At 45.8% G+C, this 24170-nt stretch carries 31 protein-coding genes; all 31 read left to right on the forward strand.

The genetic code is table 11. The features are described from left to right. Positions 1-110 precede the first annotated feature (110 nt). The 31 genes from rpoB to rpsK all read left to right on the forward strand — a co-directional run bounded on the left by rpoB (position 111) and on the right by rpsK (position 24152). Entirely contained in the window at positions 111-4187 is a 4077-nt protein-coding gene (rpoB, locus tag JL719_RS04225; RefSeq protein ID WP_033159597.1) for a DNA-directed RNA polymerase subunit beta, read from the forward strand. 61 nt (positions 4188-4248) lie between these two features. After that, positions 4249-8460, forward strand: a complete 4212-nt coding sequence (gene rpoC, locus JL719_RS04230) for a DNA-directed RNA polymerase subunit beta' (RefSeq protein WP_201799016.1) — start codon at positions 4249-4251, stop codon at positions 8458-8460. A 150-nt stretch (positions 8461-8610) separates the two neighbouring features. Next, positions 8611-8985 (forward strand): 30S ribosomal protein S12, encoded by a 375-nt coding sequence (gene rpsL, locus JL719_RS04235; protein ID WP_013820393.1) that lies wholly within the window; start codon positions 8611-8613, stop codon positions 8983-8985. Between the two features lie 13 nt (positions 8986-8998). Further along, on the forward strand, positions 8999-9469 hold the full coding sequence (rpsG, locus tag JL719_RS04240; protein ID WP_020484799.1) for a 30S ribosomal protein S7: 471 nt from the start codon (positions 8999-9001) through the stop codon (positions 9467-9469). Between the two features lie 24 nt (positions 9470-9493). Beyond that, positions 9494-11587, forward strand: coding sequence for an elongation factor G (gene fusA / locus JL719_RS04245; RefSeq protein WP_033159595.1), 2094 nt, complete (start codon positions 9494-9496; stop codon positions 11585-11587). Positions 11588-11613: 26 nt separating this feature from the next. Beyond that, positions 11614-12804 (forward strand): elongation factor Tu, encoded by a 1191-nt coding sequence (gene tuf / locus JL719_RS04250; protein ID WP_033156112.1) that lies wholly within the window; start codon positions 11614-11616, stop codon positions 12802-12804. A gap of 5 nt (positions 12805-12809) precedes the next feature. Next, positions 12810-13121, forward strand: coding sequence for a 30S ribosomal protein S10 (rpsJ, locus tag JL719_RS04255; protein WP_020484801.1), 312 nt, complete (start codon positions 12810-12812; stop codon positions 13119-13121). A 30-nt stretch (positions 13122-13151) separates the two neighbouring features. After that, positions 13152-13802, forward strand: a complete 651-nt coding sequence (gene rplC / locus JL719_RS04260; protein ID WP_033157224.1) for a 50S ribosomal protein L3 — start codon at positions 13152-13154, stop codon at positions 13800-13802. Positions 13803-13805: 3 nt separating this feature from the next. Further along, the gene (rplD, locus tag JL719_RS04265) at positions 13806-14426 is read left to right on the forward strand and encodes a 50S ribosomal protein L4 (protein ID WP_033157223.1); all 621 of its coding nucleotides are present in this window, start codon (positions 13806-13808) and stop codon (positions 14424-14426) included. Positions 14427-14428: 2 nt separating this feature from the next. Then, positions 14429-14722 carry a 50S ribosomal protein L23 gene (gene rplW / locus JL719_RS04270; RefSeq protein ID WP_171697812.1) on the forward strand — a complete coding sequence of 98 codons (294 nt, stop codon included), beginning with the start codon at positions 14429-14431 and terminating at the stop codon, positions 14720-14722. A 33-nt stretch (positions 14723-14755) separates the two neighbouring features. Continuing rightward, positions 14756-15583 carry a 50S ribosomal protein L2 gene (gene rplB / locus JL719_RS04275; protein WP_084153317.1) on the forward strand — a complete coding sequence of 276 codons (828 nt, stop codon included), beginning with the start codon at positions 14756-14758 and terminating at the stop codon, positions 15581-15583. A 12-nt stretch (positions 15584-15595) separates the two neighbouring features. Continuing rightward, positions 15596-15868 carry a 30S ribosomal protein S19 gene (gene rpsS, locus JL719_RS04280; protein ID WP_084153316.1) on the forward strand — a complete coding sequence of 91 codons (273 nt, stop codon included), beginning with the start codon at positions 15596-15598 and terminating at the stop codon, positions 15866-15868. A 9-nt stretch (positions 15869-15877) separates the two neighbouring features. Next, positions 15878-16210: a 50S ribosomal protein L22 gene (gene rplV, locus JL719_RS04285; protein WP_033157220.1), complete on the forward strand. Its 333-nt coding sequence runs from the start codon at positions 15878-15880 to the stop codon at positions 16208-16210. Between the two features lie 9 nt (positions 16211-16219). Continuing rightward, complete coding sequence (gene rpsC, locus JL719_RS04290; protein WP_033157219.1) at positions 16220-16891, forward strand: 30S ribosomal protein S3; 672 nt, start codon at positions 16220-16222, stop codon at positions 16889-16891. Between the two features lie 19 nt (positions 16892-16910). Then, positions 16911-17324, forward strand: coding sequence for a 50S ribosomal protein L16 (rplP, locus tag JL719_RS04295; protein WP_033157218.1), 414 nt, complete (start codon positions 16911-16913; stop codon positions 17322-17324). Further along, positions 17324-17515: a 50S ribosomal protein L29 gene (gene rpmC / locus JL719_RS04300; RefSeq protein ID WP_033157217.1), complete on the forward strand. Its 192-nt coding sequence runs from the start codon at positions 17324-17326 to the stop codon at positions 17513-17515. Before rplP ends, rpmC begins: the two co-directional genes overlap by 1 nt. A 2-nt stretch (positions 17516-17517) precedes the next feature. After that, positions 17518-17781, forward strand: a complete 264-nt coding sequence (gene rpsQ / locus JL719_RS04305; protein WP_033157216.1) for a 30S ribosomal protein S17 — start codon at positions 17518-17520, stop codon at positions 17779-17781. A 27-nt stretch (positions 17782-17808) separates the two neighbouring features. Then, positions 17809-18177, forward strand: a complete 369-nt coding sequence (gene rplN, locus JL719_RS04310; RefSeq protein WP_013820378.1) for a 50S ribosomal protein L14 — start codon at positions 17809-17811, stop codon at positions 18175-18177. A gap of 10 nt (positions 18178-18187) precedes the next feature. Beyond that, positions 18188-18505 carry a 50S ribosomal protein L24 gene (gene rplX, locus JL719_RS04315; protein WP_033157215.1) on the forward strand — a complete coding sequence of 106 codons (318 nt, stop codon included), beginning with the start codon at positions 18188-18190 and terminating at the stop codon, positions 18503-18505. Between the two features lie 12 nt (positions 18506-18517). Beyond that, positions 18518-19057, forward strand: coding sequence for a 50S ribosomal protein L5 (gene rplE, locus JL719_RS04320; RefSeq protein WP_033157214.1), 540 nt, complete (start codon positions 18518-18520; stop codon positions 19055-19057). An 11-nt stretch (positions 19058-19068) separates the two neighbouring features. Next, entirely contained in the window at positions 19069-19374 is a 306-nt protein-coding gene (gene rpsN / locus JL719_RS04325; protein WP_033157213.1) for a 30S ribosomal protein S14, read from the forward strand. 28 nt (positions 19375-19402) lie between these two features. Next, entirely contained in the window at positions 19403-19798 is a 396-nt protein-coding gene (gene rpsH, locus JL719_RS04330; protein WP_033157212.1) for a 30S ribosomal protein S8, read from the forward strand. A gap of 15 nt (positions 19799-19813) precedes the next feature. Beyond that, the gene (gene rplF / locus JL719_RS04335; RefSeq protein ID WP_033157211.1) at positions 19814-20347 is read left to right on the forward strand and encodes a 50S ribosomal protein L6; all 534 of its coding nucleotides are present in this window, start codon (positions 19814-19816) and stop codon (positions 20345-20347) included. Positions 20348-20355: 8 nt separating this feature from the next. Further along, positions 20356-20709 carry a 50S ribosomal protein L18 gene (gene rplR / locus JL719_RS04340; protein ID WP_033157210.1) on the forward strand — a complete coding sequence of 118 codons (354 nt, stop codon included), beginning with the start codon at positions 20356-20358 and terminating at the stop codon, positions 20707-20709. A gap of 9 nt (positions 20710-20718) precedes the next feature. Next, the gene (rpsE, locus tag JL719_RS04345) at positions 20719-21225 is read left to right on the forward strand and encodes a 30S ribosomal protein S5 (protein ID WP_020484817.1); all 507 of its coding nucleotides are present in this window, start codon (positions 20719-20721) and stop codon (positions 21223-21225) included. Between the two features lie 6 nt (positions 21226-21231). Continuing rightward, positions 21232-21417 carry a 50S ribosomal protein L30 gene (gene rpmD, locus JL719_RS04350; RefSeq protein ID WP_020484818.1) on the forward strand — a complete coding sequence of 62 codons (186 nt, stop codon included), beginning with the start codon at positions 21232-21234 and terminating at the stop codon, positions 21415-21417. Next, on the forward strand, positions 21417-21851 hold the full coding sequence (rplO, locus tag JL719_RS04355) for a 50S ribosomal protein L15 (RefSeq protein ID WP_033157209.1): 435 nt from the start codon (positions 21417-21419) through the stop codon (positions 21849-21851). The genes rpmD and rplO overlap by 1 nt, the downstream gene beginning before the upstream one ends. Then, a complete protein-coding gene (gene secY / locus JL719_RS04360) occupies positions 21852-23177 on the forward strand; it encodes a preprotein translocase subunit SecY (protein ID WP_033157208.1) in 1326 nt (441 codons plus the stop codon). 18 nt (positions 23178-23195) lie between these two features. Then, positions 23196-23309 (forward strand): 50S ribosomal protein L36, encoded by a 114-nt coding sequence (gene rpmJ, locus JL719_RS04365; protein ID WP_081607976.1) that lies wholly within the window; start codon positions 23196-23198, stop codon positions 23307-23309. Positions 23310-23385: 76 nt separating this feature from the next. Next, entirely contained in the window at positions 23386-23742 is a 357-nt protein-coding gene (rpsM, locus tag JL719_RS04370) for a 30S ribosomal protein S13 (protein WP_020484821.1), read from the forward strand. Positions 23743-23765: 23 nt separating this feature from the next. After that, positions 23766-24152 (forward strand): 30S ribosomal protein S11, encoded by a 387-nt coding sequence (gene rpsK / locus JL719_RS04375; RefSeq protein ID WP_020484822.1) that lies wholly within the window; start codon positions 23766-23768, stop codon positions 24150-24152. Positions 24153-24170: the final 18 nt, after the last annotated feature.

Consider the following 24170-nt stretch of genomic DNA (forward strand, 5'->3'; position numbering starts at 1 on the left):
CATACCAGGCATAAGCCTATCAAACCGGGCTGACGGCATTTTGCCGTCGGCCTTTTACTGTTTCTAAAACAGTAGTAAATAATCTCTGACGACGAAGGTATAGAAGCAATATGGCCTATTCTTTTACCGAAAAAAAGCGTATCCGTAATAATTTTGGGAAGGGTTCCGAAGTATTGGAAGTTCCCTATCTTTTGGCAACACAAATTGATTCGTACGCAAATTTTTTGCAGTCCGGCATAGAGCCGGATAAACGGCGCAATCAAGGGCTGCATGCCGCATTCTCCAGTGTCTTTCCGGTAGTAAGTCATTCCGGCTATGCCGTATTGGAGTATGTTAAATATCGCTTGGGGGAACCCGCATTCGATGTAAGAGAGTGTCAACAGCGCGGCGCTACATTTTCAGCGCCTTTGCGTGTTTTAGTGCGTCTAGTTATTTATGATAAAGACGCGCCTGCTAATACCAAAGTCGTTAAGGATATTAGAGAGCAGGAAGTTTACATGGGTGAACTGCCTCTGATGACCGACAACGGTACGTTCGTGATTAACGGCACTGAGCGGGTCATTGTGTCGCAGTTGCACAGATCCCCCGGTGTATTTTACGACCACGACAAAGGTAAAACCCATTCGTCCGGCAAGTTGTTGTTTAATGCCCGAGTCATTCCTTATCGCGGCTCATGGTTGGATTTCGAATTTGATCATAAAGACGCTGTTTACGTGCGTATAGACAGACGTAGAAAAATTCCGGCGACTATTTTGTTACGGGCTTTGGGATATGAAAACGAAGAAATGATCAAAATTTTCTTCGAAACCAACAAGTTCTCATTGAGCGCCGAAAAATTGATGTTTCACGTGATCCCGGATAGGTTGCGTGGTGAAATGGCTGTTTTCGATATTAAGCACGACGGTAACGTTGTTATCGAAGAGGGGCGCAGAATTACTGCCAAACATGTTCGCCAACTGGAAAAATCCGGTGTCACTGAAATCGAAGTGCCTAGGGACTATTTGTACGGAAAAATTCTAGGCCACAATGTTGTCGATACATCCACCGGTGAGCTGTTGGCTAGTGTTAATGACGAAATCACCGACAATTTATTACAGAAGTTGATCGATGCGGGTGTTCGCGAAATCGATACATTGTATGTTAACGATTTGGATAGAGGACCTTACATTTCCAATTCGATGCGTTTGGATACCACCACAAATCGCCTGGAGGCATTGGTGGAAATCTACAGAATGATGCGTCCTGGTGAGCCGCCTACCGTAGAGTCTGCGGAAAACCTATTCGAAAACCTGTTCTTTACCGACGAACGTTACGATCTATCAGCCGTTGGCCGGATGAAATTCAATCGTCGATTGGGGCGTGAAGAAACCGAAGGCCCGGGCACGCTAAGCAAAGAAGACATCATCGATGTTTTGAAAGAACTGATCAAAATCAGAAATGGTAACGGTACCGTGGACGATATCGACCATTTGGGTAACAGACGTGTACGATCTGTTGGCGAAATGATCGAAAACCAGTTCCGCATCGGTTTGGTTCGAGTCGAACGGGCTGTCAGAGAACGTTTGACCTTGGCGGATTCCGAGGGCTATATGCCGCAGGAAATCATCAACGCTAAGCCTGTTTCTGCGGCAGTCAAGGAATTCTTTGGTTCCAGCCAGTTGTCGCAATTTATGGACCAGAACAATCCGTTATCGCAAGTTACCCACAAGCGTCGGGTTTCGGCACTGGGTCCTGGCGGTTTAGCCAGAGAGCGCGCTGGATTCGAGGTTCGTGACGTACACACCACTCACTATGGTCGAGTTTGCCCTATCGAAACGCCAGAGGGGCCGAACATTGGTTTGATTAACTCATTGTCTGTCTACGCCAGAACCAACGAATACGGCTTCTTGGAAACTCCGTACCGGAAAGTGGTCGACGGTAAAGTAACCGATCAGGTCGATTACATTTCCGCAATCGAAGAAGGAGAATACGTTATCGCGCAGTCCAGCGTGGCGGTTGACGAAAACGGCAAATTGGTTGAAGGCTTGGTGTCTTGCCGTTACAAAGACGAATTCACCTTGGCTTCGTCCGAAACCGTGCAATATATGGACGTATCGTCCAAGCAGATCGTATCCGTGGCGGCATCCATCATCCCGTTCTTGGAACATGACGACGCGAACCGGGCGCTGATGGGTTCGAACATGCAACGTCAAGCGGTTCCCACATTGCGTGCAGAGAAGCCTTTGGTCGGTACAGGTATGGAACGTGTCGTCGCAAAAGACTCGGGTGTAACCGTGGTAGCAACTCGTGGTGGTCGTATCGAAGCGGTTGATGCCGGGCGTATCGTAGTACGTGCGAATGACGAAGAGACCGTTGCGGGTGTGCCAGGCGTGGATATCTACAACTTGATTAAATATACCCGTTCCAACCAAAACACCTGTATCAACCAAAAACCACTGGTTAAACTCGGCGACATCGTCAGAGCCGGCGATATTTTGGCGGACGGCCCTTCGACCGACATCGGCGAATTGGCCCTGGGTCAAAACATGTTGATAGCCTTCATGCCCTGGAATGGCTATAACTTCGAAGACTCCATTTTGGTGTCTGAGCGAGTAGTAAAGGAAGATCGCTTTACGACTATTCATATCGAAGAAAAAACCTGCGTAGCTCGCGAAACCAAGCACAGTCCGGAAGAGATTACCGCGGACATTCCAAACGTTAGTGAAGAAGCCTTATCCAAATTGGATGAATCCGGGATTGTATACGTCGGTGCGGAAGTGAAAGGCGGCGACATTCTAGTGGGTAAAGTGACGCCGAAAGGTGAAACGCAATTAACGCCAGAAGAGAAGTTGCTGAGAGCCATCTTCGGCGAAAAAGCAGCCGATGTGAAAGACACGTCGCTACGTGTGCCGGGCAACGTGCGCGGTACTGTGATTGATGTTCAGGTTTTCACTCGTGATGGAGTGAAAAAGGACAAGCGAGCCCTGGAAATCGAAGATGCGGAAATCAAGCGTTACCGGAAAGACTTGGATGACCAACTGAAAATCGTCGAGCACGATATTTTTGCTCGGGTAAAAACCTTGTTAGCTGGTAAAAAAGCCGAAAAGGGTCCGAATGGCTTGAAAAAAGGCGAAGAAATTACCGCTGATTATCTGGATGGCTTGGTGCCTTCCGAGTTGTTGAAAATTCGCACACAAGACGAAGATGTCAACGTGCAATTGGAGACCGTTGCCGAGCATGTCGAGCAGCAACGTAAAGAGTTCGACGAGCGTTTCGAGCAGAAAAAGAAAAAAATCACCATGGGCGACGATTTGGCGCCGGGCGTGTTGAAAATGGTCAAAGTTTATTTGGCTGTTAAAAAACGTATTCAGCCGGGCGACAAGATGGCCGGCCGTCACGGTAACAAGGGGGTTATCTCCCAAATCGTGCCGATTGAAGACATGCCGTATACCGCTGACGGTAACCCCGTCGACATTTTGTTAAATCCTCTTGGCGTACCATCGCGGATGAACGTTGGTCAGGTGTTGGAAACGCATTTGGGTTGGGCATCTAAAGGCTTGGGTATCAAGATCGGTAAGATGCTGGAAGCTCAAGCAAAAGTCGCGGAAATACGTGGTTTCATGGAGAAAATTTACAATTGCAGCGGCCGAAAGGAAGATCTGAATTCGTTTACCGATAAAGAAATTCTAGAGATGGCGGTCAACTTGGTTGCCGGTGTACCGATGGCGACCCCGGTCTTCGACGGGGCTTCGGAAGAAGATATTCGTACCATGTTGCGTTTGGCCGATTTACCGGAGCACGGGCAAACCGTACTGTACGATGGCTTAACAGGCGAACCGTTTGAGCGTGAAGTTACTGTGGGTTACATGTATATGCTGAAACTGAATCACTTGGTGGACGACAAAATGCATGCGCGTTCTACCGGCCCTTACAGTTTGGTAACGCAGCAACCGTTGGGCGGTAAAGCGCAATTCGGTGGCCAGCGTTTTGGTGAGATGGAGGTCTGGGCCCTGGAAGCTTACGGCGCCGCGTACACATTGCAAGAAATGTTGACGGTCAAATCCGATGACGTGACAGGCAGAACCAGAATGTATAAAAACATTGTCGATGGCAACCATTCAATGGAAGCCGGCATGCCGGAATCATTCAATGTCTTAGTGAAAGAGATTCGTTCGCTGGCAGTGAATATCGAAATGGAACAAGACTAATTCTGTTCTTTGCGAGATAGATTCTGGACAATATCGGATAACATTTAAAGGGGATAAGCTCTTGAAAGATTTAATGAATTTCTTAAAACGTCAAGGTCGTACAGACGATTTTGACAATATCCGCATTGGATTGGCTTCGCCGGACATGATTCGTTCATGGTCTTATGGTGAAGTGAAAAAGCCTGAGACAATCAATTACCGAACCTTTAAACCGGAACGTGACGGCTTGTTTTGCGCCAAGATTTTCGGACCCATCAGCGACTATGAGTGCTTGTGCGGTAAATACAAGCGCCTAAAGCATCGCGGCGTCATCTGCGAAAAATGCGGCGTCGAAGTTACCTTGTCTAAAGTACGCCGCGAACGAATGGGCCATATCGATTTGGCCAGCCCGGTGGCGCATATTTGGTTTCTGAAATCACTGCCTTCCCGGATTGCTTTGCTATTGGATATGACATTGCGTTCGATCGAACGGGTGTTGTATTTTGAAACATTCGTCGTGATTGATCCGGGCATGTCTCCGTTGGAGAAAGGCCAGCTTCTGACCGACGAAGAATATTTGAACGCTGTTGAAGAACACGGCGACGATTTCGTTGCAAAAATGGGTGCCGAGGCGATCTATGATTTGCTCAAATCAATTGATTTAAAAGAAGAAATCAACACGCTACGTGAAGAAATCAACGCGACGAATTCCGATACCAAAATCAAAAAATATTCGAAACGGCTGAAAGTTATCGATTCTTTGCTGGCTTCTAATAATCGTCCGGAATGGATGATTATGACGGTCTTGCCAGTATTGCCACCCGAGTTGCGTCCATTGGTGCCATTGGATGGCGGTCGTTTCGCAACCTCCGATTTGAATGATTTATATCGTCGGGTAATCAACAGAAATAATCGCTTAACACGCTTGCTGGATTTGAACGCGCCTGACATCATCGTTCGCAACGAAAAACGCATGCTGCAAGAGGCGGTCGATGCGTTGTTGGATAATGGTCGCCGCGGTCGTGCTATCACCGGTAGCAACAGACGTCCTTTGAAATCTTTGGCCGATATGATCAAAGGTAAGCAAGGTCGTTTCCGGCAGAACTTGTTGGGCAAGCGCGTCGATTATTCCGGACGTTCGGTTATCGTGGTGGGGCCGACATTAAGGCTCCATCAGTGCGGTTTGCCGAAAAAAATGGCTTTGGAGTTGTTTAAACCTTTCATATTCAGCAAATTGCAGTTGCGTGGCTTAGCGACGACGATCAAAGCAGCCAAGAAAATGGTGGAACGTGAAGGTGCGGAAGTATGGGATATTCTTGAAGAAGTAATTCGTGAGCATCCGGTATTACTAAACCGTGCTCCGACGTTGCATAGATTAGGTATTCAAGCATTTGAGCCGATTTTGATCGAAGGTAAAGCCATTCAGTTGCATCCCTTGGTCTGTAGTGCGTTCAACGCCGACTTCGACGGCGACCAAATGGCCGTGCATATTCCGTTGTCTATTGAGGCGCAGTTGGAAGCGCGTACCTTGATGATGGCAACTAACAATATTTTATCGCCCGCCAACGGTGAGCCAGTAATCAATCCTTCTCAGGACGTAGTTTTGGGCTTGTATTACATTACACGTGAGAAAATTAATGCGGTAGGCGAGGGTAGTGTATTTGGCGATTTGTCAGAGGTAATGTTAGCGCTTGACGCTAAAGCTGTTGAATTGCAAAGTAAAATTGAAGTGCGCGTCACCGAGAAATTGAAAACTCCGGAAGGCGACTTCGAAACCATCGTCAGCAGAAAGAAAACTACGGTAGGGCGCGCAATCGTTTGGGGTATTGTGCCAGACGGTATGCCTTACGAATTGGTCAACGTCGACATGACCAAGAAGAATATTTCCCGGCTGATCAACTATAGCTACCGCTATCTCGGTATCAAAGAAACCGTAATGTTGGCAGATAAGATCATGTACCTGGGATTTAAATATGCCACGCGCTCCGGGGTGTCTTTCGGTATCGAAGACATGGAAATTCCCGTCAAGAAAGCCGACATCATTCGTTCCGCCGACGCCGAGGTTAATGAAATTCAAAACCAGTACGCCTCCGGTTTGGTTACGGACGGTGAGCGTTACAATAAGGTCGTTGATATTTGGTCTCGCGCCAATGATCAGGTCGCGAAAGTAATGATGGAAGGTTTGGGTGAAGACGAAGTTGTCAACTCAAAAGGCGAGAATGTAAAGCAAAAATCGTTCAACTCCATCTTTATGATGGCCGAGTCCGGTGCGCGGGGTTCCGCCGCACAGATTCGCCAGTTGGCGGGTATGCGGGGTTTGATGGCTAAACCGGATGGCTCCATTATTGAGACGCCGATTACTGCGAACTTCCGTGAAGGCTTGGACGTATTACAGTACTTTATTTCAACCCACGGTGCTCGCAAAGGCTTGGCGGATACCGCGCTTAAAACCGCTAACTCGGGTTATTTGACTCGACGTTTGGTCGACGTCGCACAGGATTTGGTGATTGCTGAATCTGATTGTGGTACACAAAACGGTCTGACCATGATGCCGATTATTGAAGGCGGGGACGTGGTTGAGCCTTTGGCTGATCGCGTGTTGGGAAGAGTCGCGGCGATAGACGTAACCGATCCCGCCGGCAATAATATTCTGATTCCTGCCGGCACCATGATTGACGAAAATTTGGTCACGGTTCTGGAAGATAACGGCGTTGACAAGATGTTGGTGCGCTCTGTGATTACTTGCGAATCGAGGCAAGGTGTTTGTGCCAAATGCTACGGGCGTGATTTAGGGCGCGGTCATTTAGTTAACATCGGTGAAGCCGTGGGCGTTGTGGCGGCACAGTCAATTGGTGAACCTGGTACTCAGCTGACAATGCGGACCTTCCACATCGGTGGTGCTGCTTCGCGGTCTGCTGCGGTTAGCAACGTGCAAGTTAAATCCAGCGGTACTGCAAAGCTCAATAACCTAAAAACCGTTAAGAACAGAGAGAGCAATCTTGTTGCGGTATCTCGGTCTGGCGAGGTTGGGGTTATGGATGATTACGGTCGTGAGCGTGAGCGTTACAAAATTCCTTACGGTGCCGTATTGTCGGTGGGTGATGGTAGCCCGGTCAGTGCTGGCGATATTATCGTGAACTGGGATCCGCATACTCACCCGGTTATCACCGAAGTAGACGGTTTTATTCAGCTGATTGATTTTATGGACGGGATCACCGTTCAAGAGCAGTCAGATGATGTCACTGGCTTAACCTCGAGAGTGGTTACGGATCCTAAGCAAAGAAGCTCAGCCGGTAAAGAGTTGCGGCCTATGGTTCGTCTTCTTGATGAGCAAGGTGGGCAAATCAATTTGCCGGGTACTGATATTCCAGCTCAATACTTTTTACCTGCAGGCGCTATCGTTGGGGTTAAGGACGGAGGGGAAGTAAAGGTTGGTGACGTTTTAGCGAGAATTCCGCAAGAATCCAGTAAAACCAGGGATATTACCGGTGGTTTGCCAAGGGTTGCTGATCTGTTTGAAGCGCGTAAAACAAAAGACCCTGCTATTTTGGCGGAGGCAACCGGTATGGTCTCCTTTGGTAAAGAAACTAAGGGTAAGCAGCGCGTCATCATCACGGATTCGGAAGGCGAGCAATACGAAACCCTAATTCCAAAGTGGCGGCATATCACCGTATTCGAGGGTGAATTTGTTGATAAAGGCGAAACCATCGCTGAAGGTGAGCTGACCCCTCATGATATTTTAAGACTGCGCGGTATCGAAGAATTGGCCGACTACCTGGTAAAAGAAATTCAAGATGTATATCGTCTGCAAGGTGTAAAAATCAACGACAAGCATATTGAGGCAATCATCCGCCAAATGCTCAGAAAAGTCGAGATTACCGCCTCTGGAGACACAGATTTCGTCAAAGGAGAGCAGGTCGAACGTACCATGATTAACTCAGTGAACGACCAAGTTGAACGTGAAGGTAAGATTCCGGCTAGCTACGATTCTTTGTTGCTGGGTATCACGAAAGCATCGTTGGCCACCGAGTCATTTATTTCGGCGGCGTCGTTCCAAGAGACGACTCGGGTGTTGACAGATGCGGCGGTAAGAGGTATCAGCGATAGCTTGAATGGCTTAAAAGAGAACGTCATTGTTGGTCGTCTCATACCGGCGGGTACTGGTTTGGCTTACCATGAACAGCGACGTAAGAGAAGGGCGGCGGACTCTGGTTCCGGTTCAGAAGCTTCTAGTCAGGCCATTGAAGCTGTCGATGTGGAGGAAGCGTTGAAACAAGCTTTGAATGTAGAGTAGAGAATTTTAAAAACGCTTGACCTAGGTCTATTGTAAAGGTATCATGCTCTGCTCACATCGGCCAATAGGTTTGGGCGGAGCTGTATTGATCTGTGATCGCGCAGAGTCCTTTATTGCTTATTAAACATTGCATATTTGGAGTAGTTAAGAATGGCCACGATCAATCAATTGGTCCGTAAGCCTCGTGCTAAAAAAATAGAAAAGACTAACGTTCCGGCGTTGGAGGCTTGTCCGCAAAGGCGCGGGGTTTGTACCAGGGTTTACACTACAACCCCGAAAAAGCCGAACTCAGCTTTGCGTAAGGTTGCGAGGGTGCGGCTGACCAATGGTGCGGAAGTAAGTAGCTATATCGGTGGTGAAGGACACAATCTTCAGGAGCACTCTGTGGTGCTGATTCGGGGTGGTCGTGTGAAAGATTTGCCTGGTGTGCGTTATCACGTGGTTCGGGGGAGTCTCGATACTTCTGGTGTTAAGGATAGAAAATGTGGTCGCTCCAAATATGGCGCGAAAAGACCTAAGAAATAAAGGTTGATAACAGATGTCAAGAAGAAGAGTTGCTGCAAAAAGAGTCATTAATCCAGATCCGCGTTTTGGTAGCGATATGCTGTCAAAATTCATGAACATGATTATGGAGGATGGTAAGAAGTCTGTCGCTGAGAAAATTGTTTACGGTGCTTTGGATGTTATCGAAGGTAAAGGTCATAAAGAATCTTTAGATTTGGTTGCAAAAGCATTGGAAAACGTTCAGCCGCGCGTTGAGGTTAAGTCGCGCCGGGTTGGTGGTGCTACTTATCAGGTGCCTGTCGAAGTGCGTCCTGCCAGAAGGTTGGCGCTGTCGATGCGCTGGTTGATTGATGCGGCGCGTAAGCGTAACGAAAGAACCATGGCGGCTAAGTTGGCGGGTGAGTTGTTGGACGCCTCTGAGGGTCGAGGCGCCGCTGCAAAGAAACGCGAAGACACGCATAGAATGGCTGAAGCTAATAAAGCGTTTGCTCATTATCGCTGGTAAGAAAAGTTAAGCAGGGTAGTTGTTGTGGCTCGTAAGACGCCTATAGAGCGTTATCGTAATATAGGCATTATGGCGCATATAGATGCCGGAAAAACAACTACGACCGAGCGGATACTGTTTTACACCGGGGTTTCGCACAAGATGGGCGAGGTCCATGATGGTGCTGCGACAATGGATTGGATGGAGCAAGAGCAGGAGAGGGGTATAACAATCACTTCTGCTGCGACTACGTGCTTCTGGTTGGGAATGGAAAAGCAATACCCGGAGCATCGAATTAATATTATAGATACGCCTGGGCACGTCGATTTCACTATAGAGGTGGAGCGGTCTTTGCGTGTTTTGGATGGTGCGTGCGCTGTTTTTTGTGCGGTGGGTGGGGTGGAGCCTCAGTCGGAAACGGTCTGGCGCCAGGCAAACAAATACCATGTGCCAAGGCTGGCATTTGTAAACAAGATGGATCGTTCCGGCGCAAATTTTTTGCGCGTCGTTGAGCAAATTAAATCTCGGCTTGGTAGCAATGTAATTCCAATGCAATTGCCGATTGGGGCGGAGGAGAGCTTTAAAGGCATTATAGATTTGCTGAAAATGAAGGCAATCTATTGGGAAGATGCCAACATGGGTGTGAGTTTTACGGAAACGGAAATTCCAGCAGAAATGGAAGAATCTGCTGTAAATTGGCGCGAGCGTATAATTGAAGCTGCTGCAGATGCGTCCGAAGAATTAATGGATAAATATCTTGAAAAAGGTGTTTTGACAAACGAAGAAATAAAACTGGGTATAAGGGCGCAGGTTCTGCAGAATAAGTTGGTTCCGGCTTATTGTGGGTCGGCCTTTAAGAACAAAGGTGTGCAGTGTGTTCTTGATGGTGTGATTGATTTTTTGCCATCCCCTCTCGATATAAAGCCCGTAGAAGGTCTGTCAGATGCTGGCATTAGTTCGACTCGTGGTGCTTCTGATGATGAGTCCTTCTCAGCGTTAGCATTTAAAATAGCCACTGACCCATTTGTTGGGACCTTGACATTTTTTAGGGTTTACTCCGGTTTGGTAAAGTCTGGAGATGCGGTTTTAAATGTCGGTAAAGGTAAAAAAGAAAGAATTGGACGCATTGTTCAGATGCACGCCAATAGTCGCGTCGAAATCAATGAGGTGAGGGCCGGCGAGATCGCTGCGCTGATCGGTCTGAAAGACGTCACCACTGGTGATACTCTTTGTGATATTGAAAAGCCAATTCTGCTTGAGAAAATGGAGTTTCCTGAGCCTGTAATTGCTGTTGCTGTTGAGCCTAGGACAAAAGCTGATCAAGATAAAATGGGCGCTGCGCTAGCTAAGCTTGCGCAAGAAGATCCGTCCTTTAGAGTGGGTAGCGACCCTGAGTCGGGTCAGACAATAATTTCAGGAATGGGCGAATTGCATCTTGAAATTATCGTTGACCGGATGAGAAGAGAGTTTAATGTTGCCGCAAATGTTGGGGCTCCCCAAGTTGCTTATAGGGAAACTATAAAGCGTGCTGTGGAATGCGAAGGAAAATTCATCAGGCAATCTGGAGGCAAGGGTCAATACGGGCATGTATGGCTCCGGTTGGAGCCAAAAGAGCCGGGCACTGGTTATGAATTTGTGAGTGAGTTGGTTGGCGGTGCTATTCCCAAGGAGTATATCCCGGCCATAGACAAGGGTGTGCAAGAGCAAATGGAAAATGGCGTTTTGGCAGGTTTTCCGGTTGTTGATGTAAAGGTTAGTTTATTCGATGGTTCATATCATGATGTCGATTCGAATGAAATGGCTTTCAAGATAGCAGGATCTATGTGTTTCAGGGATGGGGCTAAGACTGCAAATCCTGCGTTGCTTGAACCTATTATGAAAGTCGAGGTGGTAACACCCGAGGATTATATGGGTGAGGTAGTGGGTGACATTAATCGACGGAGAGGTGTCATTCACGGAATGGAAGATGTTCCGGCCGGAAAGGTAATAGAGTGCGAAGTCCCTCTTGCCGAAATGTTCGGTTATGCCACGGATCTTAGGTCGGCGACTCAGGGCAGAGCAACGTACAGTATGCAGTTTGAAAGATATAACGAAGCACCTGCAAGCATTGCGGAAGCGATTATTAGAAAAGTATCTTAAATTTTTTACATATCAGGTATTGAATCATGGCTAAAGAAAAATTTGAAAGAAAGAAACCGCACGTAAACGTAGGCACCATTGGTCACGTTGACCACGGTAAAACCACATTGACAGCGGCATTAACAAAAGTCATGGCGGAGCTGCAAGGCGGCGAAGTTAAGGCTTTTGATCAAATCGACAATGCCCCGGAAGAACGTGCGCGCGGTATAACCATTTCTACGTCACACGTAGAGTACGAATCAGCCAACCGCCACTATGCCCACGTTGACTGCCCTGGTCACGCTGACTACGTTAAAAACATGATTACCGGTGCTGCCCAAATGGACGGCGCGATTTTGGTTTGCTCTGCTGCGGACGGTCCTATGCCGCAAACGCGCGAGCACATTCTGTTGTCACGTCAAGTCGGTGTGCCTTACATTGTTGTGTTCTTGAACAAGGCCGATATGGTAGATGACGCTGAGTTGATTGAACTGGTTGAAATGGAAATTCGCGAGCTGTTGAATCAATACGAATTTCCAGGTGACGACACTCCTATTATCGTTGGTTCCGCATTGAAAGCTTTAGAAGGCGAGCAAAGCGAAATTGGTGTACAATCCGTAGTTCGCTTGGTTGAAGCGTTGGACAGTTACATTCCCGAGCCAGAACGCGCGATCGACGGCAAATTCTTGATGCCTATCGAAGACGTGTTCTCAATTTCAGGTCGCGGTACCGTAGTAACCGGACGTGTTGAGCGGGGTATCATCAAAGTTGGCGAAGCCGTCGAGATCGTCGGCATCAAAGATACAGTTCAAACGACCTGCACAGGTGTGGAAATGTTCCGCAAACTGCTCGACCAAGGTCAAGCGGGCGATAACGTCGGTGTACTGTTGCGTGGTACTAAAAGAGAAGACGTGGAGCGTGGTCAAGTATTGGCGCATGTGAATACCATCAAGCCACATGCCCACTTTAAAGCAGAAATATATGTGCTGTCTAAAGAAGAGGGTGGTCGTCATACTCCATTTTTTAATGGCTACCGTCCGCAGTTCTACTTCAGAACGACCGACGTAACCGGTGCGGTAGATTTGCCAGAAGGCGTGGAAATGGTAATGCCTGGCGATAACATCGCCGTTACCGTAAAACTTATCTCACCGATTGCGATGGAGGACGGCTTGCGTTTTGCGATTCGCGAAGGTGGTCGCACCGTGGGTGCGGGTGTTGTTGCTTCTATTATCGAGTAATCAAGATGGCTAATCAAACTATCAGAATCCAATTAAAAGCCTTTGATCATAAATTGATTGATCAGTCGGCGGGTGAGATAGTAGAAACAGCGAAGCGAACGGGCGCCCAAGTAAAGGGCCCCATTCCTTTGCCTACTAGAAAAGAACGTTTTACTGTATTGATTTCACCGCATGTTAACAAAGATGCGCGTGATCAATATGAACTGAGAACTTACAAGAGGTTGCTTGATATCGTTGAGCCAACCGATAAGACTGTTGACGCCTTGATGAAGTTGGATCTGGCGGCTGGGGTCGATGTTCAAATTAAGCTTAAATAGCAGCAAGTAATAATTTAGAGGGATTGGCAGATGTCAATAGGTCTTATTGGTCGTAAATGTGGTATGACCAGAATATTTTGCGAAGATGGCTCTTCGGTACCTGTTACCGTACTTCACATTGACTCCAACAGAGTTATACAGGTAAAGAGCGTTGAAACTGATGGTTATCGCGCTATTCAGGTGGCGGCGGGTGATGTGAAGTCTTCAAAAGTCAACAAAGCAATGGCTGGGCATTACGCATCTGCCAATGTGACCGCTGGGCGTGGCTTGTGGGAATTCAGGCTGAGCGAGAGCGAAGCATCCGAGTTTTCTGCTGGTGCGGAGTTGAGTGTTAACGTGTTCGAAGCTGGGCAGGTTGTTGATGTGTCCGGTACAAGTATTGGTAAAGGTTTTGCCGGTACAGTCAAACGCCATAACTTCAGAACGCAAGACGCGACGCACGGTAACTCACGCTCCCATCGGGTTCCTGGTTCCAGCGGTATGAACCAAACACCCGGTCGTGTGTTTAAAGGCAAAAAGATGTGCGGACATATGGGCGCTGTTAAAACAACAATACAGAATTTGACTATACATGCTGTAGATGCTGAAAGGAACCTGATTTTAGTCAGAGGCGCTGTGCCTGGTGCCAAGGGTGGTGATGTGGTTATCACACCTGCAGTTAAAATGTTAAATAAAGGTTAATTTATGACTTTGCAAATACCTGCAATCAATAATCAAGATTCTGCACAGGCGCTGGATGTCTCCGAATTAGTGTTCGGACAGGATTTTAATGAAACCCTAGTGCATCAGCTGGTAACCAAATATCTTTCAGCAGCAAGATCGGGTACTAAAGGCCAAAAGAATCGTGCTGCGGTGAGTGGCGGCGGTGCTAAGCCGTTCCGTCAAAAAGGTACAGGTCGTGCGCGAGCTGGAACAACCAGAAGCCCGGTATGGCGTACAGGTGGTGTCGCGTTCGCAGCTCAACCAAGATCTTTTGATCAGAAGTTGAACAAAAAAATGTACAAGGTTGGTATTAGATCTATTTTTTCTGAATTGTTGAGACAGGGTAGATTAGCTGTATGCAACGACATAACGCCGGCAACACCAAAAACAAAAGACTTTTTGAGCAAGATTAAGGGTATCGATGCAAAAAGGTTGTTAGTGGTGGCGGACGACTTAAATGAGAATTTAATTCTAGCGGCTAGAAATATACCTTATATAGCGGTAGTCACTCCAAGTAGTGTGGATCCAGTGTCTTTGGTGTCCGCGGATAAGGTAATTGCGACAGCAACAGCGCTGAAACAGATTGAGGAGCGTTTGGCATGAGTATTGAGCAGATCAAATTAGCAAGTGTTTTGCATGCGCCAATTGTGTCGGAGAAAAGTTCCAACGCTGCGGACCAAAGTAATCAGTTTGTATTCAAAGTTAAAAAATCTGCAACAAAATTGCAGATTAAAAATGCTGTTGAACTGATGTTTGGTGTTGAAGTAGCTGCCGTTCGTGTTCTGAATGTTAAAGGAAAAGTAAAACGATTCGGACGAACATTGGGTAAGCGATCCGACTGGAAAAAAGCTTATGTTAAGCTTCAGCCTGGTCATAACATTGAATTAGCGACAGCATAATACTTTAAAGCAAATAAGGAGCGGTAGAAGAGCATGGCTATTCTAAAATCAAAACCGACATCTCCGGGTTCTCGGTTTGTAGTGCGTGTACAAAATAATGATTTGCATAAGGGTAAGCCATTTGCGCAACTACTTGACAAAAAAAGCAACACTGGCGGTCGTAATAATCTCGGTAGGATAACCACTCGACATATTGGTGGTGGACACAAAAAATTCTACCGGATAGTAGACTTTAAACGCGACAAAACTGATATCCCCGCATTGGTAGAGCGCATTGAGTACGATCCTAACCGAACTGCGAATATAGCGCTGATTCTTTTTAAAGATGGTGAGCGCAAATACATAATCGCCCCAAAAGGGATAGAGGTTGGTCAAGAGATATTGAGTGGGGAAACAACGCCGGTTAAACCTGGCAACTGTATGCCTCTGCGAAATATGCCTTTGGGTACCACAATTCATTGTATCGAGCTAAAGCCAGGAAAAGGCGCACAAATAGCTAGAAGCGCAGGAACCTCTGTTCAATTGGTTGCTAAAGACGGCGCATACGTCACTATCCGGCTACGCTCTGGAGAGATGAGAAAAGTTCCGTCAGATTGTAAAGGCGTAGTTGGTGAGGTCTCAAACTCTGAGCACAATCTTATTTCGTTAGGAAAAGCAGGTGCGAAAAGATGGCGCGGTGTTAGACCTACTGTTAGAGGTGTGGCGATGAACCCCGTAGATCATCCTCATGGTGGTGGTGAAGGCAGAACCTCGGGTGGAAGACACCCTGTTTCTCCTTGGGGAACGCCAACAAAAGGCTATAAAACTCGAAAAAACAAACGTACTGATAATATGATTGTCAGACGCCGTAAGCAAAAATAAGAGGTATTTGACGTGCCACGTTCAATTAAAAAAGGTCCATTTATAGATCATCACTTGCTTAAAAAAATCGAAGAAGCGGTGAGAGCGAATAATAGGAAACCGATTAAAACCTGGTCTAGAAGGTCAATGATCAGCCCTGATATGCTGGGATTGACTATTGCGGTACATAATGGGAAGCAGCATGTGCCGGTATTGATTTCAGAAAATATGGTCGGGCATAAGCTGGGTGAGTTTTCACCTACAAGGACTTATAAAGGCCATATAGCAGACAAGAAATCAAGATAAGGAGTGAATGTGGAAGTTTCGGCTAAATTAAGTAATGCTCCTCTTTCTGCGCAAAAAGCAAGGCTTGTGGGGGATCAAATACGCGGGTTACCTGTTGAAAAAGCATTGAATTTGCTTAGTTTCAGCTCTAAGAAAGCTGCTGCGATAATCAAAAAAGTTCTAGAGTCGGCAATAGCTAACGCGGAACATAACGAAAGTGCGGACGTTGACGAATTAAAGGTTTCGACTGTATTCGTTAATGAAGGCAGAACGTTAAAGAGAGTTAGCGCAAGGGCGAAAGGACGTGCAAATCACATCCTAAAAAGAACTTGTCACATAACAATTAAAGTAGCAGAGAAATAGAGGTAGAAAATGGGACAAAAGGTACATCCCACTGGGATTCGTCTCGGGATAGTAAAAGATTGGACTTCGAGATGGTATGCAAATAGCCAGAATTACCCTGTATTTCTATTGCAGGATTTGAAGGTTAGAGAATATATCAAACAAAAGTTAGCTCACGCATCTGTTAGCAGGGTGCAAATAAATCGCCCTGCGAATAATGCCAATATTACTGTGCACACCGCTCGTCCTGGGATTGTGATAGGTAAAAAAGGCGAAGATATCGATGTGTTAAGGCAGAGCATATCCGCGATGATGGGGGTTCCTGTCCAATTAAACGTCGAAGAGATTCGTAAGCCAGAGCTTGATGCGTATTTAGTCGCAGAAAGCATAGCTCAACAGTTAGAAAAGCGGATCATGTACCGCCGAGCGATGAAGCGAGCTGTGACGAACACCATGCGTTTAGGCGCTGAAGGCATAAAAATCACTGTTGCTGGCAGGCTAAATGGAGCTGAAATTGCCAGAACGGAATGGTATCGCGAAGGTCGTGTGCCGCTTCATACGTTGCGGGCTGATATTGATTACGGAACAGCTGAAGCGAAAACCACTTACGGAATTATCGGTATTAAGGTTTGGATATTTAAGGGTGAGGTATTTGATATGGATGCTCATGCAGCATCATTAAACGCCGACTCAAAAAAATAGTTGAAGGGGTATATAAGAGATGCTTCAGCCAAAAAGAACAAAATTTCGCAAACAACATACCGGTAGAAATAACGGTACGGCATTGCGTGGTTCGTCAGTGAGCTTCGGGGAGTATGGTTTGAAGTCAGTTAGCCGTGGTAGAATGACCGCCCGGCAAATTGAGGCCGCGAGGAGAGCTATTAGTCGTCACGTGAAACGGGGTGGGAAAATTTGGATCAGAATTTTTCCAGATAAACCTATTACGAAAAAACCATTAGAAGTTCGTATGGGTAAAGGTAAAGGTAGTGTAGAATACTGGGTTGCTCAGATCAAACCCGGCACGATGCTGTTTGAAATTGAGGGTGTTTCCGAGGAATTAGCGCGAGAGGCCTTTGAACTGGCCGCTGCTAAGCTGCCGGTGAAAACTACGTTCTCTACACGGACAATAATGTAATGAAAGCGAAAGATTTAAGAAGCAAAACAAAAGAAGAGTTGAATTCCAATCTTTTGGAGTTGTCTCGCGAACAGTTCAATTTGAGAATGCAAAAGGGAACTGGACAGCTTAGCAAGTCGAGTCAAATTAAGCAGGTGAGGCGAGACATTGCCCGCATTAGTACTATTCTAAGTGAAATGGCAAGAGTATAGATATGAGCGAAAATCTAGATACTGTACGTAAAGTAACTGGTCGTGTTGTTAGTAATAAAATGGATAAGACTGCTTCGGTTTTGGTAGAGCGCCTGGTTAAGCACCCTGTGTACGGAAAGTATATAAAGCGATCCACTAAGCTTCTCGTTCACGACGAAAACAATATATGCCAAGAAGGCGATGTGGTTTCTATTACCTCGTGTCGTCCTGTTTCTAAGAATAAGGCATTCAAGCTGTTGGAAGTCTTAGAAGCTGCCAATAGATAATCAATAATTTTAGTTGGGATTTTAAAAATGATTCAGATGCAAACTAGCCTTGACGTCGCCGATAACAGTGGCGCAAAAAAGGTCATGTGTATCAAGGTCCTTGGAGGTTCGCACCGCCGCTACGCTGGCATTGGCGACATCATCAAGGTGAGCGTCAAAGACGCAATGCCGCGCACTAGGGTTAAAAAAGGCGATGTATATAATGCCTTGGTTGTAAGAACTCGTAAAGGTGTTCGTAGGGCCGATGGTTCGGTTATACGCTTTGACGGTAATGCCGCCGTAATTTTAAATAACCAACTACAACCAATTGGTACTCGTATCTTTGGGCCGGTTACTCGTGAATTAAGAGGCGATAAATTCATGAAGATTATCTCTCTAGCGCCAGAAGTATTGTAGAGGTCCAAAGATGCAAAAGATTAAGCAAGGCGATGAAGTCATAGTAATAGTTGGAAAAGATAAAGGCAAGCTAGGGAAAGTTAGTAAGGTGCTTGAAGATCACAAGATATTAGTCGAAGGTATTAACTTAGTTAAGAAGCATCAGCGAGGTAATCCAAATCTCGGTGTTTCTGGTGGTATTGTTGATAAAAACATGCCAATTGACATTTCGAATGTTGCTTTATTTAATCCAAAAACAAAAAAAGGCGACAGAGTGGGTTTTAGAATTCTTGATGATGGAAAAAAAGTCAGATTTTTTAAATCTACGAACGAAAACGTTGGTCTCTAAGGTAATAAGGCTATGGCTAGACTACAAAGTAAATATAAAACCGAAATTGTTCCTGCTCTGCAGGAGCAATTTGGCTACAAAACAATAATGCAAGTCCCTAAGCTCACCAAAATAACGCTTAATATGGGCGTTGGCGGGGCTATTGCAGACAAAAAGGTCCTGCAGTCCGCTGTTTCTGATATGGAAAAAATATCAGGACAAAAGGCAGTCATTACATTGGCTAGAAAATCAATTGCTGGGTTTAAGATTCGCGACGACATGCCAATCGGTTGTAAGGTTACTTTACGTGCCGATAAAATGTATGAATTTCTGGATAGGTTAATTACGATCTCAATACCTAGAATACGCGATTTTAGAGGCATGAGTTCCAAGAGTTTCGATGGTCGTGGTAACTACTCTATGGGGATTAAAGAACAAATTATTTTCCCTGAAATAGATTATGACAAGATTGATGCGCTCCGTGGTATGGATATTTGTATCACAACAACCGCTAAAACAGATGAAGAAGGTCTAGCGCTGTTGAAATTATTCAATTTTCCATTTAAAAACTAAGGCGTATCGACATGGCTAAAAAATCAATGATTGCGCGCGAAGTAAAGCGTGAAGGCTTGATAAAAAAATATCAGGCAAAGAGAAGTGAATTAAAAGAGATAATTAGGTCTCCGAATAGCTCCTTTGAAGAGAAAGAGAGCGCTCAAGTTCAACTTCAAAAACTACCTAGAGACTCCAGTCAGTCCAGATTGCGTAATAGATGCAATCTGACAGGGCGTCCTCATGGATACTACAGAAAATTTGGTCTTAGTAGAAATAAATTGAGGGAGGCCACAATGCGTGGCGACGTGCCCGGTTTATCAAAGGCTAGCTGGTAGTTCTGTTTAAGTTTTGGAGAATTGAAAAATGAGTATGACAGATCCAATAGCAGATATGCTAACCAGAATTAGAAATGGTCAATCTGCTGGCAAAAAGAGTGTAAAAATCCCTTCATCGAAGTTAAAGCTGGCTATCGCTAAAGTATTGAAAGAAGAGGGATATATTACTGACTTTAAAACCGAAATTACCGGGTGCCATACAGAAATGACCGTTGAGCTAAAGTATTACAACGGGGTTCCTGTTATAGAGAGCGTTAAGCGAGTTAGCCGTCCCGGGCTTAGAATATACAAGTCTAAAGACGAGTTGCCGAAAGTGCTAGGTGGTCTAGGCATAGCCATAGTTTCAACCTCTAATGGTGTGATGACTGATCGCGCTGCGCGTGCTATAGGGCACGGCGGCGAAGTCATTTGCACTGTCTGTTAATTAAAGAGGTATATCATGTCTAGAGTAGCTAATGCGCCTATAACTTTGCCGTCAGGCGTTGATGTAAGAGTTGACGGCAAGCAAATGATAGTTAACGGTAAACTTGGTCGGCTTGCGTTTGATCTGTGCGACGCAGTTGATCTTGAAATCGAATCTAACGTAATCAGAATCAAATGGGACGATAGTGTAAAAGGTGCTAAGGCCCACGCAGGTACAGCTAGGGCGTCAATTAACAATATGGTAAAAGGCGTCTCCGAGGGATTCGTCAAAAAGATGTTGTTGGTTGGGGTCGGCTATAGGGCGCAAGTTAAAGACAATCTTTTAACTCTATCCTTGGGTTATTCAAACCCTGTCGAATATTTAATTCCCGAAGGCGTTACCGTTGAAGCGCCAACGCAAACTGAGTTGCATGTGAAGAGCAGTGATAAGCAGAAAGTCGGCCAAGTCGCATCTGAAATCAGAGCTTTTCGCCCGCCCGAGCCTTACAAAGGGAAGGGTGTGAGAATAGCTGACGAATACGTGGCTAGAAAAGAAGCCAAAAAGAAATAGGTGAAGTGATGGATAAGAAGTCATCGAGATTAAAAAGAGCGTTGAGATTACGCTGCAAAATCAAAAAATTAAATGTAAATAGACTTACCATACATAGAACTTCCCAGCATATTTACGCGCAGGTTCTCAGTGTTGATGGTACGGCTACCCTCGCGGCAGCGTCTACACTACAACCTGACGTAAAGGCGGGTTTGAGTAATACAAGTAATATTAAAGCTGCTACTGAGGTAGGGCGTATCGTTGCTGAAAGAGCGATTGCGGCTGGTGTAACTGAGGTCGCATTTGACCGCTCTGGTTTTAAATATCATGGCCGCGTAAAGGCGTTAGCCGACGCTGCACGTGAAGCTGGCTTGAAGTTTTAGGGGAATAGCATGGCAACAGCACCATCTCAAGGTAGTACAGACGGATTACAGGAAAAATTGGTTTCGGTAAGACGTGTTGCAAAAGTAGTTAAAGGCGGTCGAGTTTTTGGTTTTGCTGCGCTTACGGTCGTCGGTGACGGCGACGGGCGTGTTGGTTATGGCGTTTCAAAAGCAAGAGAAGTGCCTGTAGCGATTCAAAAGTCGCTTGAGCAGGCTAGAAAGAACATGCGCAAAGTAGCGTTGAAAGAAGGTACGCTACAATATTCAATTATGTCTAACACTGGTGCGGCTAAGGTCTACATGCAACCGGCTTCAGAAGGTACCGGAATCATTGCCGGCGGTGCTATGCGCGCCGTATTCGAGGTCGTCGGAGTGCATAATGTACTGGCTAAATGTATCGGTACGAGTAACCCGATTAATGTTGTGCGCGCGACAATTAACGGTTTAACCGCAATGCATGACGCTAAGAAAATCGCAGCGAAGCGCGGTTTATCTGTTGATCAAATAACAGGGTAAAACGATATGAGTGGCAAAAAATTAAGCGTAATGATGACTAAAAGTAAAAATGGCCGCTTAAAAAGTCATCAGCAGTGTTTAAAAGGATTGGGGCTGAGCAGAATCCGGCAGGTCGTTGAGGTTATCGACACGCCTGAAAATCGCGGGATGATCAATAAAATCGCATATATGCTAAAGGTTGAGGAAGTTTAATGTATCTGAACACAATACAATCTGCATGCGGCGCCAGAAAAAAGGCAAAGCGCGTCGGGCGTGGTATAGGATCTACTGATGGTAAAACCTGCGGTAGAGGTCATAAAGGTCAAAAGGCCCGTTCCGGGGGGTTTCATAAAGTGGGCTTTGAGGGCGGTCAGATGCCTTTGCAGCGTAGACTTCCAAAGGTTGGCTTTACCTCCAGAACAAAGAAATTTACTGCCGAGGTTCGTTTGGCTGAAATTGATGCTCTTCAGGCTGATGTTGTAGATATTCAATTACTGATCAGTGAGAACATTATCCCGGTATTTTCAAAACAAGTTAAAGTAGTGAATACTGGAACAGTTACTCGGTCTTTGGTTTTAAAAGGACTTGGCGTTACGGCTGGTGCAAAGTTAACTATTGAAGCTGCTGGTGGCAAAGTCGAGGCTTAAGTGAGTGCTAAAGGAGTTGATGTTGCTGCAGGCACATTTCGGTTTGGTGAGCTCAAGTCAAGATTGTTGTTTGTTTTAGGCGCATTTGTCGTATACAGAATTGGCGCTCATATCCCCGTTCCGGGGATAGATCCAAAAGCGTTATCAATAATGTTTGAGCAGCAGTCGGGTTCTATCTTAAACATGTTTAACATGTTTTCGGGTGGTGCGTTGATGCGTTTGAGCCTGTTTGCGCTGGGTATAATGCCATACATCTCAGCGTCTATTATTATGCAGCTTATGACTATTGTCATACCTGCTATGGAGCAGCTAAAAAAAGAAGGTGAGTCCGGGCGTAGAAAAATTTCTCAGTACACTCGCTATGGCACCGTCGTTTTGGCGATGTTTCAATCGATAGGCATCTCGGTAGCCTTGCAAAACCAAACTGCGGGTGGTCTAGCTGTTGTTATCCAGCCTGGTATTAGTTTCGTTCTTATAACAACGATTACTTTAGTCACCGGTACGATATTCTTAATGTGGCTTGGGGAGCAGGTTACGGAAAGGGGGATAGGCAATGGTATATCGCTAATTATATTTGCCGGTATCGTATCTGGATTGCCTTCCGCAATTGGCGGAACCCTAGAGCTTGCACGTACTGGTGAAATGAATGGGGCGTTTATTGTTGTGTTGTTCGCTTTGTCGATAGTTGTAACGGGTGTTGTTGTTTTTGTTGAAAGAGGGCAAAGACGGATAACCATTAATTATCCAAAAAGGCAGCAAGGCAACAAGGTCTATTCAGGGCAAAGTTCCTTTTTGCCGCTTAAGTTGAATATGGCAGGCGTTATACCGCCCATTTTTGCATCAAGCATTATTTTATTTCCCGCGACAATAGCAGGATGGTTCGGGAATGTTGATGGCTTTTCTTGGCTTCAGGATATTTCGTCGGTGCTTTCTCCCGGTCAGCCTGTGTACGTTCTATGCTATGCGTTGGCTATTGTGTTCTTTTGTTTCTTTTATACCGCTCTGGTTTTCAATTCAAAGGAAACCGCGGAAAACCTTAAGAAATCAGGTGCTTATTTGCCTGGAATTAGGCCGGGGGCTCACACTACCAGTTATATCGATAAGGTAATGACGCGGCTCACTTTGATAGGTGCTGTTTACATCACATTGATATGTTTGTTGCCTGAGTTTCTGATCGTCTATTGGAATGTGCCCTTTTCTTTTGGTGGCACATCTTTGCTTATCATTGTGGTTGTTGTGATGGACTTTATTTCGCAAATGCAGACGCATTTAATGTCGCAGCAATACGAAGGCTTGATGAAAAAAGCCAATTTGAAAAAATCTTAAAATTTCCAGGAGTTTGCCGTGAAAGTACGAGCTTCAATAAAAGCCATATGCAAAAGTTGTAAAGTAATTAAAAGAAACGGCGTTGTGCGAGTTATCTGTAAAGATGGCAGACACAAACAGCGTCAAGGCTAACTTGTTTTTGTGATTTATTTTGCAGGGTGATATAATCCCCTGTTTAACCTTATAGTACTGTTTTTGGAGTATCTGAATGGCTCGTATTGCCGGTATAAACGTGGCTGACCATAAGCATGCGGAGATAGCGTTGACTGCTATCTATGGAATTGGCAGACAAACTGCTAGAAATATCTGCGATGAAGTTGGGGTTCAGCCAACCGTCAAGATTCGAGACCTTTCTGAGGATCAAGTTGAATCTATACGTAAGGTTATTTCTGCGATGACTGTAGAAGGTGATCTTCGCAGAGAAGTCTCAATGAATATTAAAAGATTAATGGATCTGGGTTGTTATCGTGGTATCAGGCATCGCCGTGGTTTGCCATTGAGAGGACAAAGAACCAGAACAAATGCTCGGACTCGTAAAGGTCCGCGCAAGTCAGTTACTAAATAAATACATCTAGATAGGCATTTTTGATGGCAACCCAGAATCGAGTTAAAAAGCGTATTAAGAAAGAAGTAGCGGACGGTATCGTTCATGTCCACGCTTCCTTTAACAATACAATCGTTACTATTACAGACAGAAAAGGTAACGCGTTATCTTGGGCTACATCTGGTGGATCCGGTTTCCGTGGCTCACGCAAAAGCACACCTTTCGCAGCGCAGGTGGCTGCTGAGAAAGCAGGAGCGGTAGCTCAGGAATACGGTATGAAAAATCTGGATGTTATGATTAAGGGCCCCGGCCCTGGTAGGGAATCTGCTGTTCGCTCTTTGAACAGTATGGGGTTCAAAATTTCAAATATCGTGGACGTTACTCCCATACCTCATAATGGTTGCCGTCCACCCAAAAAACGTCGTGTTTAGGATAGTGGAGTAAATTTA

This window comes from Methylomonas sp. LW13, assembly GCF_016865255.1.
In the GTDB taxonomy this organism is placed as follows: domain Bacteria; phylum Pseudomonadota; class Gammaproteobacteria; order Methylococcales; family Methylomonadaceae; genus Methylomonas.